This is a genomic window from Coprococcus sp. RTP21281st1_F1_RTP21281_210402 (assembly GCF_040915325.1).
Classification (GTDB): Bacteria; Bacillota; Clostridia; order Lachnospirales; family Lachnospiraceae; genus Coprococcus; species Coprococcus aceti.
Map to the genome: position 1 here is coordinate 142,141 of NZ_JBCPDQ010000006.1, position 19,377 is coordinate 161,517.

Here is a 19,377-nt window from a genome sequence, read left to right on the forward strand (position 1 = left end):
AGGAAAACAAATGCTGCTTATAGGATCCAGGATTCAGGAGTACCGGAAGAAAGCCGGTCTGAATCAGGAGGAATTTGCGGAAAAGATGGGAGTCAGCAGACAGGCTGTGTCCAAGTGGGAGAGGGATAAGGCGTATCCTGATCTGGACAGGCTTGTGTGTATATGTGAGATTCTGGATGTACAGGTTGGAGAACTTATATATGGAAAGGGTGATGAGCCGGAGGCGCCGGAAGAGGTGTCCGGGGATGGAACTTCAGCGAATAATGCTGTCCATCTGAAGAATCTCAGGGGAAAAGGCAGGCTTGCCAGATTGAAAATATTATTTTGCGTGATGGCAGCCATATGCGTTTTCTGTGTAATTGTGGTGGCGGTGCTGTTTGTGAGGAACGAGTGGACCAGACATTCAGATAAGAACGGGAATGTGCGCGTGGAGAAGGTGTATCAGCAGTATACAAAAGCTGATCTGGCATATTTGGATGACAATGGCCGAAAGATCATGGATACTGTGTGGCTTGATGTACCGGGGATACGAGATGGAGATTACATACAGTTGTACACAGGGGCGGACGGTGATGGTCTGTTTCTGAATTACAAGACATCAACCATAGTTGCCGCATCATTTGTCATGCTGGTGTTTATTATTCTTCTGATCCTCATTGGGCTTGAGATAAGAAGGATGAAGAAAGAAGATACACTTCAGATCATACTTGAGGATAAGACAGCCGATGAAAAAATGTAAAAAAATTGTCTGCGCGATCGTAATAGCATGCATACTGGCGGGAGCTGCATTTGTCGCTCTTGAGTTTATGGGCGTTATTGATCTGAACAGTGCGCGGAAGACGGAAGAAAAAAGTGAAACTGAACAGGATGGAAATAAAATAGCTGACGATGAGACAGAGCCTTGGCATATAGTGTTCAAGGGATATGCCTTCTCTGTGAAGCCGGTAGGACTGGCAATCATACATGAGAGTGGCTGCCTTAATATAAGAAGCTGTGATGATTATCTGATACAGATCGATGTGGAGGATAAGACGATGGCGGATTTCTGGGACAACAGAGAGCAGCGCAAGAAAAATATTGAGGACGCAGGTTATGTGATGGAGCTGGAGCCTGAGAAGTTCGAGATACAGGGGAAGGAATATATCAGATACATAGCGAGTCTTGCAAATGAACGAGGTGCGAAGTTCGACAGATCATATTTTTATCAGCTTATATGTGATGCCGGGGAAGGGCAGCGTTTCTTTACTTCGATAAGATTTGATGAGATAGATATAGATGCGCTGAGCGGGTCGGAGAGAGCTGAGGTATATGAGAAGGCTGCCGATGAAGCTGTGGCCATTGTTGCGGGGGCCGTTTCCACAGATGAGACAAATGATATGACAGGCGCATACTGGCAGGAGGACGAAGCTATGGAGACGGGAGTAGTGGACAGTGTCGTGAATGGAGATACTACCGTGTCATATGAAATCCCTGAAAATTACAGCCTTCAGAATGAGGATTTGTCAGGTAAGACATACTATTCAGACGGTGATAAGATCACGGTTGTGACTTCGATCGTACCGTATAGTTGGATGACAGCATCTGATATGGCAGACAGAAAGACCGGGGCCGGAATATCAAAGGTAACAGAGGAAGGTCAGTGTGAGGTAAATGGTGTGACATTTTATTACTACACATATTCGACCTTATATATAAAGGACGGCAAGAGAAATATCACATACTATTTTAATGCATATGCTGATCTGAAGGATGGGAACATATATACAGTCAGCGGATTTGCCGATGATAATCCGGATGCCATGGACAGAGACACTTATTATAGTTTCATGAACATTACGGAGAAATAAGCACTATAGATTGCAAAAAAGTGACGAAAATCCCTATAATTCCGGTTTGCTACCCATAGTTGCCTGGTTGCAACCGATTACGGCTTGATAAAATATAGTGACATTCTCAATAATAAAGCCACTAGGTTTTAAGGAGGATTATTATATGAGGAACAGGAAAATGTTGATTGCAGGACTTATCACGGTGGTGATGGGAATTTCTATAGTTGGATGTGGAAATGATGGCAAATCCACCAGAGAGACGGAGTCAACAGAGCAGGTAACCGAAACAGAAGTGGCAACGGAGGAGGAAACTGAGGCTGAGGATACAGGTGATGCTGAATATGATGATTCATATGCAGATGAAACCGATTACAGTGATGACAGTGAGGAATCCACAGAATTTACAATGCCTGTATATGAGGATTTCACATTGGCATCGGGACTCAGCGAGAATTACGCAGATCTTGACAATAGGTCATTTGTATATAATGGAAAGAAATTCACTTTAGGTGAGTCCACCTTGAAGGATCTTATAGACGGTGGAATACCATTTGAGCAGAATTCTCTCAATAACAGTGGCAACAATGTAAATAAAAATTACGAAACTGACAGATACACAGCAGAAATCAATGACTACGTAACGATGCAGTTTATGTTTGGCAACTTTACTGACGGTGAGCAGAAGGCGGAGGATTGCGTTCTCTCATATGTAAGGTATTCACACCTTTTTGTGCCAAACCCGGATTATGATGCCAGCATGAATGCTGAGATCAGTGAGATGATGCTTGACGGTGCAAAGCAGGTGAACTTCTCATTCCCTACAACTATCACTAAAGACCAGTTGCTTGAAAAGTGCGGTGAGAATGCAGAAGTAGATGGCAAGATAGTCAAGTACAGTGTAGATTCTGAGGTTTATATGGGAAGCAGCGGCTATACATTTGAGTTTGACGATACAACAGGACAGCTCAAAGAGGTCAGAATAAGCTGGCTTCCGTAACTAAAAAGTAATCAGAATAAGAGCCAGAAGAAAAGCCGGATATCTCTATAAAATAGGGATACCCGGCTTGTGACTTTCTTACGGTTTCTCTCTTCCTCAACCATCTCTGATAGCATCTCTTTGACATCCTTCGATTTCTTGATGTTATCATGGCTTGGAGGATTTGTAAACCAAATGTATGCTGTGGACAGCAGAATGAAATCCAAAGGTATTCTCAGTAATTTCTCTCTACTTACATATTATGCAGAAATGTGTGATATGGATAAAACACATATCTCACCTTACTAATAAAATATGACAAAAAAATACATTAAGTGGTACTTGGAGTTGACAATTCCCCGATTCACAATTACTATAAACCCTGTGATTTCATAGTGAAAATCTGCTCGGATGCCGTCCTGAAAAAGCATCCGATCAGGGGGAAATTCGGTGAGATTCCGGTGCAACCGCCATTACTGTGTTAAGACTTGTGTCTTTCAGTCAGAATGCCCGCAGATTTTATGAGATTTCCGGCCGCGTGACGGCGTCTGACAGACACAGACAGCCGGGATATGCGGAGTACCCGGATGCGGATGACACGACAGTTCATCTGTTAGCTTTTGGGCGTGGGAAAAGCAGAATACATATTCCCTGCTTTATAACCTACAATTAAATAAAGAAAGGAAAATAGGAGATGAAACGAATCAGGACATTGATGCTTTCATTCTTATTGGCATGCGCAGTTTTAGTGGCACCATTTGCTTCAAATGCAAGCTGGGGCTATGTTCAGGCTGCCGCCGCAGAGAGTGATGGCGAAGTTGATTACAGCACTGAGTACGTTGTGCTGTCTCTTGAGGGATTTACTCTTGGCCAGGGATTCTATATCGAGCCAGAGAGAATGTCCTATAAAGAGATCGGTGAAGTCTGGAAAGAGGAAGGCATAGACATCGACCTGTCTAAGCTTACCGTATCACAGGCAACTTACGCGTTTTTCAAGAAAGAGGGACTTGAAACAGAACCTTCAGGAACAGACAAATACAACAGTTCCAGTTATTATCTTGCCAACGTAAAGGGCATTGATAAGGGAGCTGCAAATGTTCCACAGGAGCTTAAGGATGCTTATCAGAAGAAGAATGGAAAGGCACTTGAGCTTAAGGACAAGACTGGAAAAGATCTTGGCCAGTTTGATTATTTCAGCATGTCTGGCTGGATGAACACAGTTGACAATATAATGGGAAATGTCGGCGCAGGAGAATATCAGGTAGATTCTGCAGCCGGAGTAGACAATACACACGTTATCCGTTGGCAGTTCACACTCGCAGATTATGGCGCAGATCTGGGATATGGCTACAATCCGGATAAGAATACATTTGACTCTGAGTATGCATACTATGAGACTCAGGACAAGACAGAGCTCTATGTGCTCTATGCAGAGCATGCAGATGAGATAGCTAAGGACGAGGCTCTACGTGAAGAGGTTCAGGCGGTCATGACAGATCTCACTGCAACTGCAGATGAGGTTCAGGCAGTTGAGAAGAAGATCAGTGGCGACAAGAGAAATACAGTATCTGTAACCATGAATTATTCTGCTCCTTACATGACTCTGGCTGATTCAGAGGGCAATGAGATTGAAGTTGGAGAGCCTGATGGCAGCAAGTATACCCTTGAGCTTGAGCCGGGTACATACCGTCTGTCAGCATATCAGAAGAGCGGTGACGAGAAGACAGATATGGGATCTATAGATCTCGTAGTCACAGACGATCCACAGCAGTCATACAGCATATACAGTATCACAGATATAGCATGTACAGGTTATGACACTGTAGATGGCAACAAAAAATATTGGAAGGAAGACGTTGACTATACCGTCACAGGTAAGGTTATGTCTCCTGACAATGTGGACAGACATGCAGAGTTTGTAAAGACCAGGGAGGGGTCAGATGGCGCCTGGGCAAAGTATGCAGGACTGTTCTACTATGCTGATATGGTGTCAGTGACATATGATCCGGTTGGAGATAGAGCAGATGACTATATCTCTAAGACTGTGTCAAACACACTTACATCCAACAGAAGCTACGGTTATTCAGTAGCTCTTGCAGCGGCAAAGACAGTAGAGTTCACAGTTCCAGAGGGAACTGAGCTCAGAGTTGGTACACTTTCAACATACTATATATATAAGGATGAGGCTGGCATCAAGATAGACAGCAAGGATGCCGGATATGACACATACAAGTATAAGCTTGGAAGTGGTATCACATATTACTACCGTGTAACTGGTGGAGAGGGAGTGACATACTGGAACTGGTTCTCCACAACCACAGATGCTGAGTACAAGGTAACAGCCGAGGATATGTACATCGGCGACAGCACATATGGCCCTGGCACAGTTGTACATGACATGTCAGCCAATAGCTCAGATGTAGCTGATATCTATATGACTTCAAATGAGAAGGGCTACGTGTCAATGCAGAAGGGTGACAAGTATCACCTTGAGTGCTTCCGTAACTGGCAGGCAATAGAGGGTATCATGAATGCAAAATCAGCAGAGCCTGATTATCACTACACAGTTATCGATGAGAATGGTAACCCATCAAGTGATGTGATCAGCGTTGTACCTGGCGAGCATTCAGAGATAGCAGAGATCGAGGCAAAGTCAGAGGGAACAGCGATACTTCTCGTAACCTATGATGCAGAGATCAACAAGCCTGGTATGGGCGGTTCATTCTTCAGTGCGATCTGGCCTGAAAACACAGGTGTAGTCGTATTCACTGTAGGAAATGACGGCTCAGACATTCAGACAAATATGACATTAAATGCAGGACGCAACACAGAGACTGCTAAGACTGCTGTAGACAATCTGGATGCACAGATCGATGTTCTGTATTATCTTGAGGGAGCAGCCGGTGCAGAGTACACATTTACACCGGAGGATGGAGTGGCAGTATCAGTTCTTCATCCACAGATCACGGGAAACAAGCTTACATACAGTGGATTTACAACAGCAGATGTCAAGAAGAATGATGATGGAAGCTACACTGTAAGCGGTCTCACAGAGGGATCAAACATAATAAAGGTGACAAAGGACGGAGTTAGCACATATCAGGTAGTACGTGCAAAGGAAGTCCCGGTATCATACACATATAAGAACGCTGATGGTGGCGAGATCTCAGCAGATGAACTCAGAGCCGGTGATACCATAGAGGTTTCATATGGTAAGCGTACAGAGGATGGCAAGAAGGCATACGACGGTCTGTATATTCCGGCCAACAAGCTTGCAGGAATTTACAACATGGCCGGAACTATAAAACTGTCAGATGGTGAGGGAAATGAATTCTCAGGAGCAAGCAACCAGTATGCATTTGCATCATATCCTGCTGCCCAGACAGTTACAGTCAAGATACCTCAGTATTTTGCAGGTGACGAGTACACGCTGAGCGGAGTTCTGTATGAGGGCGGATTTGGTTCGCCATACGGTTCACACAGAGAGGTCCGCCATGCAACAGGAAAGCCTGTACAGATGGCAGCAAGCGTACGTGTGGCATACCTTGGAAGTCTCCCGGATATGTCATTTAAGCTGGCAAAGACAGACTTTGTCCAGGTAAAGCTTGATGTAGTGGATGGTGCTACAAACGAAGCAGTAGAAGGATATAAGGTAAACATAAAGGATACTGAAGGAAATGCCGTAACAGTAAATGACGGCAGCTTCAATGGTCTTGCAGGCAGACAGTACAATTACACTATGAAGTGTGCCGGATACATGTATGCCGAGGGAACATTTGAGATCCCGGAGGATACTTCCGGCGAGATGTCACAGACCATCAGCCTCACAGCGTCAAGTGCAACTGCTTGGGATGGCGAGAGCAAGACCGAGCCTGAACAGGTTGACGGAGTATACCAGATCAGCACAGGTGCAGAGCTGTACTGGTTTGAAAATGAGGTAAATGTCAATAAGAAGGTCGACATAAATGCAGTGCTCACAGCGGATATCAACCTTGCAGGATATAGCTGGACACCAATAGGTACATCGGGTGCCATATACATGGGTTCATTTGACGGCCAGGGACATACTATCAGCAATCTGTATCAGAATGATATAGGCTACTCAGGAATATTTGGACAGGCGGGTGCAAGGATCAGCAGCCTCACAGTAGAGGGAACTATCATCATGAGCACCAAGACTGCAGCAGGAGCGGTTGTGGGATACCTGTATCAGGGAACCACAGATGCACCGGCAAGAGTAGCAGGTTGTACATCTAAAGTAAATATCACTTACACAGGCACAAATACATCAGCTTCGATAGGTGGTCTGGTAGGATACTGTAACACGAACAAAATAAGCAACACAGTGATTGAGAACTGTGTAAATCATGGAACTATTAAGGCAGAAAACGGTGGTACCGTCGGCGGAATCATAGGATCTATGAGCAGCCGAAATATCTGCGTACAGAATTCGACAAACTATGGTGACATCACAGCCAAGACAAATGTTGGTGGAATACTCGGAAGCCACAATGAATACTATCCACAGGATCCTGGATGCAAGATCATTTCATGCTACAATGCAGGAACGATCACAGGCCAGACAAATGCAGGCGGTATTGCAGGTGTTTTCAAGGGTAATACGTCAAATGACGCAGGCGTGGAGATCACAGACTGCTACAGCGCAGGAACTGTAAATGGCAGCGACACAGCCACAACAGGCGTATTTGCAGGCTATTCAGAGGATCTGACAATATCAGGATCTGCATATTCATGCACAGCCGCAGCAGATGAGAGAATCACAGAGGATCAGGCTTCATATGTATCGGCTGCTAATATAGAGGCAGTCAAGAAGCTCACAGTTGACACAGTTACCAAGATCAATGACGGAGAGGCCATCTTGAACGTGGCACCTGCAGCAGAGATCATGGCAAATGTTCCTCTGACAGCAGAAGATGGAGAATTTGTAGAGACATACAAGAAGGTAAGAACTGTAATTGACGGAGTTACTATCTTCAACATAGGTGTATATGACTACACAGCAAGTGCAGCCGGAATAAATGGTGCATCAAAGGATGGAGTTATCCTTGAGAACACAAAGGTTGAGGCAGCTTCCGCGGTTGACGCTGTAAAGCGTGCACTGGATAATGCCGGAATAGCCTACGATATTCAAGAGTCAGCTTATGGCCCATATATCGTATCTGTAAACGGACTTGCATCAGTTGCTGACTACTCAATGTCAGGATGGATGCTGTCATACAACGGAGACGACTTTGACAACGGTGGGCTTGGTTCACTGGATGCAAAGGATAACGACACTATCGAGCTTCACTATGAGCTCACAGGAGCAGATGTAGCAGCATCATTCTCAGGACTTCCTACATTTGAGTCCATGACAATAGATGGAACAGAGATAACATTTACCACAGAGACAGAAACCGATGAGAATTGGAATTCTATCTACACATACAAGGCAAATGGAGAGGTTCTGAATGGAACAGGAACAAAGGCTGATCCATTTGAGGTCGGTGTTGTATTGCCGGAGAGCGCAGATCTTGTAAAGCTTGACATGACATACAAGACAACTGCGGATGGCCATTATGTTGTGGTTGACGGACTTTCAGCCAAGATCAACCTGACGAATGATGTTGTGTGCAGGATCACATCAAGAGGTGGAAGAACTGCATGGTACAAGATCATGGCAGTGACAGCACTCACTGAGGACAATACAAAGCTTGAGATAGCAGACGCAGAGTACACTGGAGAGGAGCTCACACCGGAAGTTACCGTATATGTAAATGACAAGAAGCTTGATCCAAGCAGCTATGAGGTTACATACAGTGATAACGTAAATGCCGGAAAGGGTACTTGTACAGTAAAGGGAACTGGTAAGTTCTCTGGTACAATTCAGGGCGAGTTCGAGATAAAGAAGTCTACAAAGACGATAACTACAGAAAAGACTGAGATCGAGGTTCTTGAAAATGCAGAGCCATTTGATCTCGAGGTTACAGGACAGGGTACACTTACATTTGCATCATCTGCACCAGAGGTGGCAGAGGTAGATCCTGAGACAGGACGTGTGACAGTCAAGGCTGTCGGTGAGACTGAGATCACAGTTTCATCTGAGGGAACAGAGAACTACGAGGCTGGACAGATCGTTATCAAAATAACAGTCAAGGAGGTTCCTGTAGAGCCAGAGGAGCCGGATACAAAGGTTACACTCACAAAGGACAACACAGTTATAGAAGTTGCAGATGTGACATATACAGGCAAGGCACAGAAGCCTGAGGTTACAGTAACAGTTGACGGTAAGAAACTTGAGGCGGCTGATTATACAGCATCGTATGCAAATAACGTGAACGCCGGAACAGCCAAGGTAACTATAACAGGTAAGAATGATTATACAGGCAGTGTTGAGCAGACCTTCAAGATCAATAAGGCAGACCAGACAGTGACAGGCAACACATTATATGTATACAACAGATATATAACCGTTAAGGCTGCCGGTAAGGGAACTGTAACTTACTCATCAACAAACAAGAATATTGCGATAGTAAACAGCAAGTCAGGTCTTGTGAGAACCAAGAAGCCGGGCAGAGTACAGATAAAGATCACTGTCTCAGGCAACAGCAATTACAACAAGGCAAGCGGAATCGTAACTCTGATAGTTACCCCTGCAAAGTCATCAATAACAAAGCTTGCATCAAACAGCAGCAGAAGTCTTAAGGTGACCTACAAGAAGGTAAGCGGTGCTACCGGATATCAGATAACATATGCTACAAACAAGAGCTTTAAGTCTGCAAAGACAAAGTATGTGAGCGCAAAGTATGGCAGTGCAACTATCAAGAATCTAGCAAAGAACAAGAGATACTATGTGAGAGTAAGAGCTTACAAAACAATAAATGGCAAGAGATACATGGGACTTGGCAGCTCAGTGAAGTCTGTCAAAGTAAAATAATTCTCAGGCCATAGAAACGCAGAGATGATCCGGAGGAAAGAGGTATGGAGAACAAGAGAGCTGGCTATACACGTGAAGAATGTTGTCAGATGCTTCTGGACGCATATATTTCACTTGGAAGATATCCGAAAAAGTCAGACTTTACACCGGAGCAGGTTGGCTGGATAAAATCCTACCTTGGGCCATGGCCGAGAGCCCTTGAGGCCTGTGGCATTCTTCCTGACCGGTCTGCGGAGCGGGCTGAGGCAAAGAAGCATAAGCGCATAGCTTCCAAGAGGAAGATGACCCAGTACAAGCTTGCGAAGCAGAACTGGAAAACTGAATAAAAAATTTTAAACCACAGGTTTACTTTTAACCTGTGGTTTATTTGTGTTATAGTATCTGTAGATTCCTTCTGACATATTTTATTATTAGTGTTCGGGATATTGACCCAGTTATAAGACTATTGGAGATATTGGTAGTCAGATAGTTTATAGCATTTACAATGGGAGGTATCATTTATGACACAGAACAATTTTCCAATGATCGATCTTTGCGCAACAGGCAAGAGGATCAAAGAAGTGAGAGAGCAGAAAGGAATCACCGTAAAAGCATTGCAGGCATTTCTCGGGTTCAATGAACCTGTATCGATCTACAAGTGGCAGAGGGGCGAATGCCTTCCTACATTTGACAACATGTATGCAATGGCCTGCCTATTCGGGGTAGGGATTGACGACCTTCTGGTGGGAAACCGCCAGGAGGTTGTTTTTTTGCACTTTCGTCTCCGGGGACGGAGGTGCCAGGTACCTCCGTCCCCCATTAAATATTTGATTAATGGTGGTAGTGTGTTACAATTATATTTATATGTAAGTATAAACTTGAGCTGATCTGGGACCGGAATAATGTACGTGAGATGGGGGATTCGGTATGAAGAATGCAAGCAAGAGGCAGTATATACTGACGCTGATAGTGAGTTTTGTGGCGATTGTGGTACTGTCGTTATGTACGATCATGACATTTTATAGGAAGTCAGTGAATGATACTCTGGCTTTGGCGGCAGAGACTGTTAAGCAGGAGCAGGAATATATGAATTCGTATCTGAATCGAGCTGTGGATGCGGTGGAAGTTACGAAGATCACTGTGGAGCATATGATGAGAGAAGGTCAGTCGGGGCAGGATATACTGAACTTTCTCACGAATGAATCAGATTATTATCTCCAGGATATAGATGCGGCGTTCACAGGTGTATATGGCTTTATAAACGGCGAATATCTTGATGGCACAGACTGGGTTCCCAACGATGATTATGTTCCTCAGGAGCGGGCATGGTACAAGGCAGCAGTGGCGGCAGACGGCCAGCCAACCCTGGGCCAGCCGTACATCGATGCGCAGACAGGTGATATTCTGATGTCAGTCAGCCAGTTACTCTATGATGGTGTGAGCGTAATATCTCTGGATGTAACTCTGGATCAAATACAGGCTGAGACGGAAAAAATCAAATTAAATGGTCAGGGATATGCATTCGTCTGCGACAAGTCAGGCTTGGTGATAACCCATTCAGACAAGAAAGATGTAGGACAGGACTATACCCAGGGTGAAATGTCTGCACTCATGAAGGGCATAACGAACAATGACGGCGAACCATTTCAAGCGGTTGTTGATGACAAGAAGGTGACGGTTTTCAGCTGTTCCATAGTTGATGAATGGTATGTGGTCATGGTCATCACAAATGAGAAGCTGTACCACGGAATAAGAAACCTGATAGGCTACGATATAGGCGTTGGAATAGTTTTATATATAATTATAGTGTTCTTCTGTACCAGATCCAAGAATAGTACGGATGCAATCATGAGCAAGCTCGATGAGACAAATAACGAACTCACAGACCTGAATAATATGGTCATGCAGGCATTTGCCAAGACGATAGATGCAAAGGACAAATACACAAAAGGCCACTCCGTGCGTGTTGCCAGATACAGTCGTGAGCTGGTGAAGCGGATGGGCGGAACGATCAGGGAGCAGGACGAGATATATCAGATAGCACTGCTTCATGATATGGGTAAGATACGTATTCCGGACAACATAATCAACAAGCCGGGAAGACTTACGGATGAAGAATTCTCCATGATAAAGCTTCACTGTGTAAATGGATACCATATTCTCAAGAATATAAATGCATTTCCGGAGCTGGCGGTGGGCGCAAAGTATCACCATGAGAGGTACGATGGAACAGGATATCCAAGCGGGCTGAAGGGAGAAAATATACCAAGGTGTGCAAGAATCATAGCGGTGGCAGACAGCTATGATGCCATGACATCCAACCGAAGCTACAGATACGCCCTGCCACAGAAGATAGTGCGCGATGAGATGGAGAAGGGCAAGGGCAGTCAGTTTGATCCGGACATTGCAGAAGTCATGCTCAGTATGATTGATGAGGATGAAGACTACAACATGAGACAGGTCGAGAAGATGGTCAGCAATATCCTCGTTGTAGATGACGAGAAGATAAATATCAGACTTATAGAGAATATCTGCAAAAACGAGCCCCTCTACAAGGTCATTGCGGCTGAGAGCGGAAAGCAGGCCATAGACATAGTGGGAAATCAGCAGATAGACCTGGTATTGCTCGATATCGAGATGCCAGACATGGATGGATTCCAGACGCTGGAAGAGATACGAAAGATCACAGACGTACCGGTCATATTCGTAACAGCTTATAAGGATTATAAGCTGATAGAGAGAGCGAGACAGATGGGGGTTGAGGATTATATTACGAAGCCGTTCCTTCCAATAGTTTTCCTTGAGACCTTGTACGGAGTTATCGGTTAAATACAGATGGGGGGACACTTTGGGGAAGATAGTAAATGAGAAATCAGATAAAAAAAGTTCAAAGGCTGTACCTTGGAAGAAGAGGCTCAACAATGATACGGATATGCAGCTTCTCCTCTTTAATATAATTACAGGTGGAGGCACCATTGGCGGGATCATCAGCTTTATAGCGAGCCTGATCATCAAAACTCCACTTATACAAGATGTTGCCATATTGAGCGCGTTGACTGTGCTCGGCATATGCATTTACCTTGCAAATGCAAAAAAGATGGTGAGACAGAGTGCTATAGTGATCGTTTTTGTTATAACTTTGATGGCATTTCCGATGATGTTCTTCACCTCGGGCGGAGCGTACAGCGGTATGGGTTTCTGGTTTGGCTTAGGCATGATATTCTCATTCCTTCTGATAGATGGCATGTTTTGCTATGTCATGCTGGCTGTCCAGATCATAATGGTGGTTGCATGTTACATAGTCTCGTATAAATACCCAGAACTGGTGATCCCATTGGCAAATGAGAGAAGTGTGTATGTAGACATGCTCCAGAGCCTTATAATATTCGGCATAGTTATCGGATCCATAGTGAGATTCCAGAATGCCGTATACAAGTGTAAACTAGAGGAGATAGAGCAGATAAATGAGGAGCTTACCAGGGCGAAGGATGATGCTGATGTGGCGAACCATGCCAAATCCGAGTTCCTTGCGCATATGTCCCATGAGATCAGGACTCCGCTAAATACCATAGTGGGGATGAATGAGATAATAATGAGAGAGACACACGAGGAACAAACCATGAAATGTGCCAGGGATATACAGAGCTCAAGTGATATCCTGGTAGATCTGGTTAGGGATGTGCTGGATTTCTCCATGATAGAATCGGGCAGGATGGAGATAGTCAATGAGGAATATCATTTCAGCCAGCTGCTCAGCAATGTGTTGTCTGTTATGGAGTCCAGAGCAAGACAGAAGAATCTGGAGCTTGATGCCGAGGTTCAGGAGATTTTGTACAATGATCTGAAAGGCGATTCCGCCAGAATATGCCGGATCCTGATAAATCTTATTGGAAATGCTGTGAAGTATACGAAGAAAGGTTCGATCAGAGTGACCGTCCATATGGAGGATCATGGTGCAGATCCCCATAATGTGGAACTGGTCATGGCTGTTCGTGATACTGGAATCGGAATAAAAGAGGAAGATCAGGAGAGACTTTTCAAAGATTTTGAGCGGCTTGATCTGTCGAATAACCGATCTATAGAGGGGACAGGACTTGGACTGGCCATCACATATCACCTTGTGGAAATGATGGGTGGAAGTATAACCTGCCATAGTAAGTATGGACATGGGACTACATTTGTGGTAAAAATCAGCCAGGAACGTCTGTCCGATGAGAGAATAGGCGATTTTAAGGACAGGTACAGACAGTATATGAAGGAGAGAAAGACGTATAAGAGCAAATTGTGTGCCCCGGATGTCAGTGTTCTTGTTGTGGATGACAATGTCATGAATCTGAAAGTTATCAAGATGATGCTTAAGCCTACACGTATGAAGGTTTCGACCTGTGCCAGCGGTGCCGAGTGTCTGGAGCTTATAAAAAAGTACAGGTATGATATCATCCTTATGGATCACATGATGCCTGAGATGGATGGCATGGAGACATTTCACCGTGCTATGCTCATGCGCGACAGCCTGTGTGGCAGGAGTACATATATAGTCATGACTGCAAATGCTGTCATGGGTGCAAGAGAGATGTATCTGGCGGAAGGATTTAAGGATTATATCAGCAAGCCGGTGCAGCCGGAGGTGCTGGAAGATATCCTGATGAGATATATACCTGAGGATAAGCTGGTGGATCCGGCGGTATGTGATGAAGATCGGGAAAGCCCAACAATGGGTGCCGGAACCGTAGACGAAAAAACAGATGTTATGGGAAAACAGGATTCAGACATATCTTGTAAAGAAGTTCACATTGACCACGAGAAAGGTCTTACATACTGCGGGGGCAGTGAAGACTTTTTGAAAGAAATCATATCAATGTATGCAGCTGACGACAAGCGCGCAGAGATACAGAAGGCTTATGATGAAAAAGATTGGGACGGCTACAGGATATTGATACATACGGTAAAAAGTACATCCAGAACGATCGGAGCCATGGAACTGGGCGATGAGGCGCAGGAGCTGGAGAATGCGGTTAAAGAACTTGATGTGGATATGATCTGCAAGATGCATGAGAGTGTGATGGCTTATTACTCGGCTGTACTTGACTGGTGCCGTGCGACAACCGCTCAGTAGGCCCGAAATTTTCACAAGACGATAGAATGTAGAACATAGTGCACATATGCAATATTGCAATATGCACAAAAGCAGATTACTAATACATGAATACTTGACATTTTCCCATATAATAATACGTTATTATGATATATAATATTGTATTATTTAAAAAATGGGGGAGACTAGGCAATTGTTAAGCAGACAGATCCATCAGCCATACATGAGAATGATGTCATATCATTTTATTCATCGGATCCGGCTCTTTCTGGTGCAGTAAATACACATAGAGTTGTCTCGATAGAGACAGATGGTAATAATTACAGGTATATTACAAAAGGCGATGCCAATAATGTGGTGGACCGTTACGATGTGGACTCAAGAGACCTGCTTGGCAGGGTGGTGTGGTCGTCACTCATACTTGGCAAGATAGTGAGGCTTGTGTCTAACCCACTTATATTTGTACCCATAATTCTTGTTCCGCTTGCCATTATACTCATAGCCAACCTAGTAAAGACTGTATCCTATGCAAGAAAGATAGCAAAGGATGAGGAGGAAGCAGCCGTAAAAGAGGCTATTCAGTATATAAGAGAGAAGAATCTCAGAGAAACAGGTGACACGACAGAATCCAATGAGAATTCAGAGAGAAAGTCGGAATAGCGGGCCTATAGAAAAAAGCACACAAGATTTTGAGATCTTGTGTGCTTTTTTGATATTCGCAAAGAAAAGTGAAAATGTTCCATTTTTTGCGAGTAAAAGCTGCTGAAGCAAGTCCTGGTATGTGTCGATAATCAAAAATTACAGCGAATTCACCCTGCCCATGAACAGGATCATGCCAGTGCTCTGATCTTCAATCACATACACAAATGGCTTGTCCACAATAAAGTTATATGTTTCCTCACTTGGCATCATTGCTGTTTCCTTGATCATGATGTCTGTCTCTGCTGCGGCCTTGGTTCCGTTCTCGTCCACGATCACCTTTGCTTTGTGGTTGACTGATGAAACGGCTATGCCATCGGCGATCTTGGAGAAGTCAGCACTCTCCGAATATGCCGACTGGATTCCCATGTTTTTCAGAATGTCGTCAAGACCGTCGATACTCTGCTCATCTGTGAATTTTGGGAGCTGGAGGGTATCGATCTCTACGTTGCTGGCATCATCCAGAGAGTCGATGAGCTTCTGTTTTTCTTCGTTGCTTAGTTTGTCAAAGAGTTCATTTATGTCTCCGTCATCGGCGGTTGGCATGAACACCTTCATGACAACATTGTCGCCGTCGTATGGAAGAGTGATTCCTTTGATCTCACCGTTGTCCATGTATGTGAAGTGCTCACCGTAGAGATGCATCATATCAACAACGCTTTCCTTGTCGGTTCCGTAGAAGCTGCTCTGAAAAGTTTTATCCTCGGTAAAAGGAGTATCCCATTTCCCCTCGAAGTAAACTGCGTTTATGAGCATCATCACGGTTCCACCAGGAATCTCCTTTAAGATTTCAGGGATCATCTTGTTGGTGTTGTCACTCACCCAGTTGTTGACATTTTGAACAACCTTGTCTGCCTGACCATCGAAGTCGGCCTCGTAGATTTCACCGGAGTAATAATCCTTGGCAGGTGTAAGAAAGTCGGAATTTATATTGGCCGCCCAAGTCGTTCCCTTGTTCATCCATACTGAATTTGCTGTGTTGACAAATGTATTCTGAGACCAGTCTTTTGACAGATATGCCTTCATCTCATCGTTCCACTCATCAAGGTCTGTTATGCCGAGAGCGTTTTCTAGCTCATTTTTTGTTGTACCGCCGGCACCTACATCCAGCATGGACAGTGCACTTGCAATGCTGTAAGGCGAGTAAAATATGTTCTCGTCAGCTGGAAGTGCAGAATACATATTCATAGAGAATTCATTGATTCCGTTCTTTAGCTGGTCAAATGATGTTATATCCGTTTTGACCGAAGTCACAGTGATGTTGTCAGTGAGGGAAGTGACCGACGAATCAGTTTTGGTGTGACCGGGATTATTCCCCGGTGTATTTGTGCCGCAGCCGGCAAGACCTGCACACATACAGGCGCTGAGTAGTAAAGCTGTCATTCGTTTTTTCATAGTTGAAACCTCCTTATTGTAAAGCCCATCGTATCGTCCCGATGATTTATTGTAACTGGTATATCATTAACTCTCAATATATATACGAGTATCAAGAGCTTTTTTGTGGACTTTTTCAACAAATTTTTATATGAGAGGTTTTTATATGAGATTCGTGAGATAGTGAACAATGAACTTGGAAAATGCACGGATTAGATATATATTAATCATAAAGGTTCAATCAGCTTTTAGAATCAGTTTTCATAAGGAGGCAATACGATGGCGCTTATAAAAGGAATACATCATGTGGCACTTAAGTGCTGCAGCAGCGAAGAGTATAAGAATGTAGCAGAGTTTTATGGTGATATATTGGGACTTTCAGTTGCGAGAAAATGGGATGGCGGGATCATGTTTGACACTGGAGATGGCATCATCGAGGTGTTTGAGGATGGTGAGTCACCGCTTCCGCAGGGAAATATAAGACATTTTGCATTTGCCACAGAGGATGTGGATGCCTGTGTTTCGGCAGTGAGAAAGGCAGGATATGAGGTGTTTGTAGAGCCAAAGGACATAGAGATCCAGTCGGATCCAAGGTTTCCGGCAAGGATCGCGTTCTGCCGAGGACCGCTTGGCGAGGAGATAGAATTTTTCTGTGAGAAATGATGAAGAGTTGTAGAGACTTTCTGTTATAGAATTACATGGAGATGATAGGGTTGACAAAGGAAGAATGGTACGCCCGGCTTTTTGAACGTCTGGGAAGGTCGAAATTTCGCAGTGGATTTCATTTGACACAGAAAGATATCGACTATATACATGAAAAGGGGCTGGATACCATAAGACAGCATGCACGGGATTTCATAGCGCAGAGGGAAGCTCCGGCATTCATACCAAATGACGGAAAGCAGACTCCCATGCGGGGACATCCGGTATTTGTGGCACAGCATGCGACGGCTACATGCTGCCGGGAATGCATACGTAAGTGGCATACATTTGCCCCGGGAGTGGAGCTTGGTCCAAGGCAGCAGGAATATCTGGTGGATGTCATCATGACCTGGATAGAGAGAGAACTGGCAGCAGCCGGGGATAAAGCTCGGCCCGGGGATAAAATAATTTTATACCAGCGGTGTAATTCTATTATTCAAAAAATGTCGTAAATACAAGGCTTATGAGTATTCAAACATTTGCTTAGGGGCAAAAAAGGGGCAAAAAATACAGCCTGAGTATACCCAGGCTGTATTGCCTACTTTGCTATTGTAATTGCATCAAGCATTTTGTTGTCATTATCTCGTATCTTTTTTGTTACGTGAATATATATGGCGATAGTGATTTTACTGTCGTGATGTCCTAATCGTCGGGCAATCTGTTCAGGAGTCATTCCCGATTCTGCAAGAATTGAAGCATGAGTGTGTCGCAATTTATGTGGAGTAATCTCCCGGCCAAGTACGGAGAGTGTAACTTCTTTCAGACACGATAAAAAAGATGCGTATCTCAGATATCGTCCATTGTTTACGTTTGGAAGAAATAGTGTGCTTGTTTTTCCATGCGCAAATAGTTCTTCTTTTCGCCAAAGTCTCAGTTTTTTTATGATAATTTCCAACTCTGGTTGTATATGAATGTTTCGTACAGAATCTTCTGTCTTCGGCGATGTTGTGCGTTTAGTAGCTGGGTAATAGGTTTTAGTCACACGAATCACTTTATTGGCTAAATCGACGTCAATATCATCTAAGGCTATTAATTCGCCGATTCGCATACCTGTCAGAACAAGCATTTGCATAGTATAATACCATTGCCAGAGTTGTTGACTTGATAGTTGTTTAAGCACTCTTTTTACTTCATCACGCTCCAGGTATAATTCTGATACTTCCTCATCTGAGAGCTTTTTTTCCTTTTTATCTTTCACATATGTAAGTTTTGCAATAAGGTTGTTATTACTATGATAGTCGTTTTCATATCCCCAATTCAGGCATATCTTAAATGCTTTTATATACATATTTATTGATGTTTTATTCTTCCCACTTGCTAGGAGAGCCTTGATTACATATTGTGCGGTGATATTATTCACTAATGCATCTTTGTCAATTATTCTTAACAATTGGTTCAGATTACTTTTTTTAATATTTATTGTGCTTTCTTTTATTCCCCTTAAGGGGAGTGCAGCAAGATACAATTCAACTATTTCAGACACACGATAATTTACACAGGGGTTATTTGAGGATATAAGCTTTTCTATCTTACCGCTCAGAAGCCTCATAGCTTTGTTCCGGTTCTGAGGACTGTCTTTTTTCATAGTAGTAGTGACCTTTTTAACCTTCTCCGTAAGCGGATCCGTGTATCTCTCACAATATTTAACAGTTCCATTTTTTTGTACTTCGCACCACATAAAAAATCCCTCCTTAATGGTTTGCCAAAAAGAGGGGAGTAGGGTATACTTATAGTGTTATTTCCTTGTATGCCGTTCTTCAGTCCCTCTGATGGCGGTGTATTTGGT

At 43.9% G+C, this 19,377-nt stretch carries 13 protein-coding genes and 1 riboswitch; of the genes, 11 read left to right on the forward strand and 2 right to left on the reverse strand.

Going from position 1 to position 19,377, the window contains the following annotated elements; genetic code table 11:
* The first annotated feature begins 10 nt into the window (after positions 1–10).
* The 9 genes from AB5150_RS10145 (at position 11) to AB5150_RS10185 (ending at position 15,476) form a co-directional block, all read left to right on the forward strand.
* Positions 11–739: a helix-turn-helix domain-containing protein gene (locus AB5150_RS10145; protein WP_368291778.1), complete on the forward strand. Its 729-nt coding sequence runs from the start codon at positions 11–13 to the stop codon at positions 737–739.
* Entirely contained in the window at positions 726–1,847 is a 1,122-nt protein-coding gene (locus AB5150_RS10150; protein ID WP_368291779.1) for a hypothetical protein, read from the forward strand. Before AB5150_RS10145 ends, AB5150_RS10150 begins: the two co-directional genes overlap by 14 nt.
* A 145-nt stretch (positions 1,848–1,992) precedes the next feature.
* A complete protein-coding gene (locus AB5150_RS10155) occupies positions 1,993–2,826 on the forward strand; it encodes a hypothetical protein (protein ID WP_368291781.1) in 834 nt (277 codons plus the stop codon).
* Between the two features lie 366 nt (positions 2,827–3,192).
* Positions 3,193–3,338, forward strand: a riboswitch (cobalamin riboswitch).
* A 161-nt stretch (positions 3,339–3,499) separates the two neighbouring features.
* Positions 3,500–9,742 (forward strand): DUF4430 domain-containing protein, encoded by a 6,243-nt coding sequence (locus tag AB5150_RS10160; protein WP_368291782.1) that lies wholly within the window; start codon positions 3,500–3,502, stop codon positions 9,740–9,742.
* A 44-nt stretch (positions 9,743–9,786) separates the two neighbouring features.
* Positions 9,787–10,068 carry a homing endonuclease associated repeat-containing protein gene (locus AB5150_RS10165; protein WP_055146366.1) on the forward strand — a complete coding sequence of 94 codons (282 nt, stop codon included), beginning with the start codon at positions 9,787–9,789 and terminating at the stop codon, positions 10,066–10,068.
* A gap of 174 nt (positions 10,069–10,242) precedes the next feature.
* Positions 10,243–10,608 (forward strand): helix-turn-helix transcriptional regulator, encoded by a 366-nt coding sequence (locus AB5150_RS10170; RefSeq protein ID WP_242857375.1) that lies wholly within the window; start codon positions 10,243–10,245, stop codon positions 10,606–10,608.
* Between the two features lie 40 nt (positions 10,609–10,648).
* The gene (locus AB5150_RS10175; protein WP_118649393.1) at positions 10,649–12,550 is read left to right on the forward strand and encodes an HD domain-containing phosphohydrolase; all 1,902 of its coding nucleotides are present in this window, start codon (positions 10,649–10,651) and stop codon (positions 12,548–12,550) included.
* Between the two features lie 19 nt (positions 12,551–12,569).
* Entirely contained in the window at positions 12,570–14,837 is a 2,268-nt protein-coding gene (locus tag AB5150_RS10180) for an ATP-binding protein (RefSeq protein WP_368291784.1), read from the forward strand.
* A 333-nt stretch (positions 14,838–15,170) separates the two neighbouring features.
* Complete coding sequence (locus tag AB5150_RS10185; RefSeq protein WP_055147822.1) at positions 15,171–15,476, forward strand: hypothetical protein; 306 nt, start codon at positions 15,171–15,173, stop codon at positions 15,474–15,476.
* A gap of 138 nt (positions 15,477–15,614) precedes the next feature.
* Here the strand turns inward: AB5150_RS10185 and AB5150_RS10190 are convergent, their stop codons facing one another.
* Positions 15,615–16,910, reverse strand: coding sequence for a serpin family protein (locus AB5150_RS10190; protein WP_055147819.1), 1,296 nt, complete (start codon positions 16,908–16,910; stop codon positions 15,615–15,617).
* Between the two features lie 258 nt (positions 16,911–17,168).
* Here AB5150_RS10190 and AB5150_RS10195 point away from each other — a divergent pair, with 258 nt between their 5' ends.
* Positions 17,169–17,552: a VOC family protein gene (locus AB5150_RS10195; RefSeq protein ID WP_015534226.1), complete on the forward strand. Its 384-nt coding sequence runs from the start codon at positions 17,169–17,171 to the stop codon at positions 17,550–17,552.
* Between the two features lie 50 nt (positions 17,553–17,602).
* Complete coding sequence (locus tag AB5150_RS10200) at positions 17,603–18,043, forward strand: DUF4186 domain-containing protein (protein WP_368291785.1); 441 nt, start codon at positions 17,603–17,605, stop codon at positions 18,041–18,043.
* 86 nt (positions 18,044–18,129) lie between these two features.
* Here AB5150_RS10200 and AB5150_RS10205 read toward each other — a convergent pair whose 3' ends face one another.
* On the reverse strand, positions 18,130–19,269 hold the full coding sequence (locus AB5150_RS10205; protein ID WP_368291786.1) for a tyrosine-type recombinase/integrase: 1,140 nt from the start codon (positions 19,267–19,269) through the stop codon (positions 18,130–18,132).
* Between the last annotated feature and the right edge of the window lie 108 nt (positions 19,270–19,377).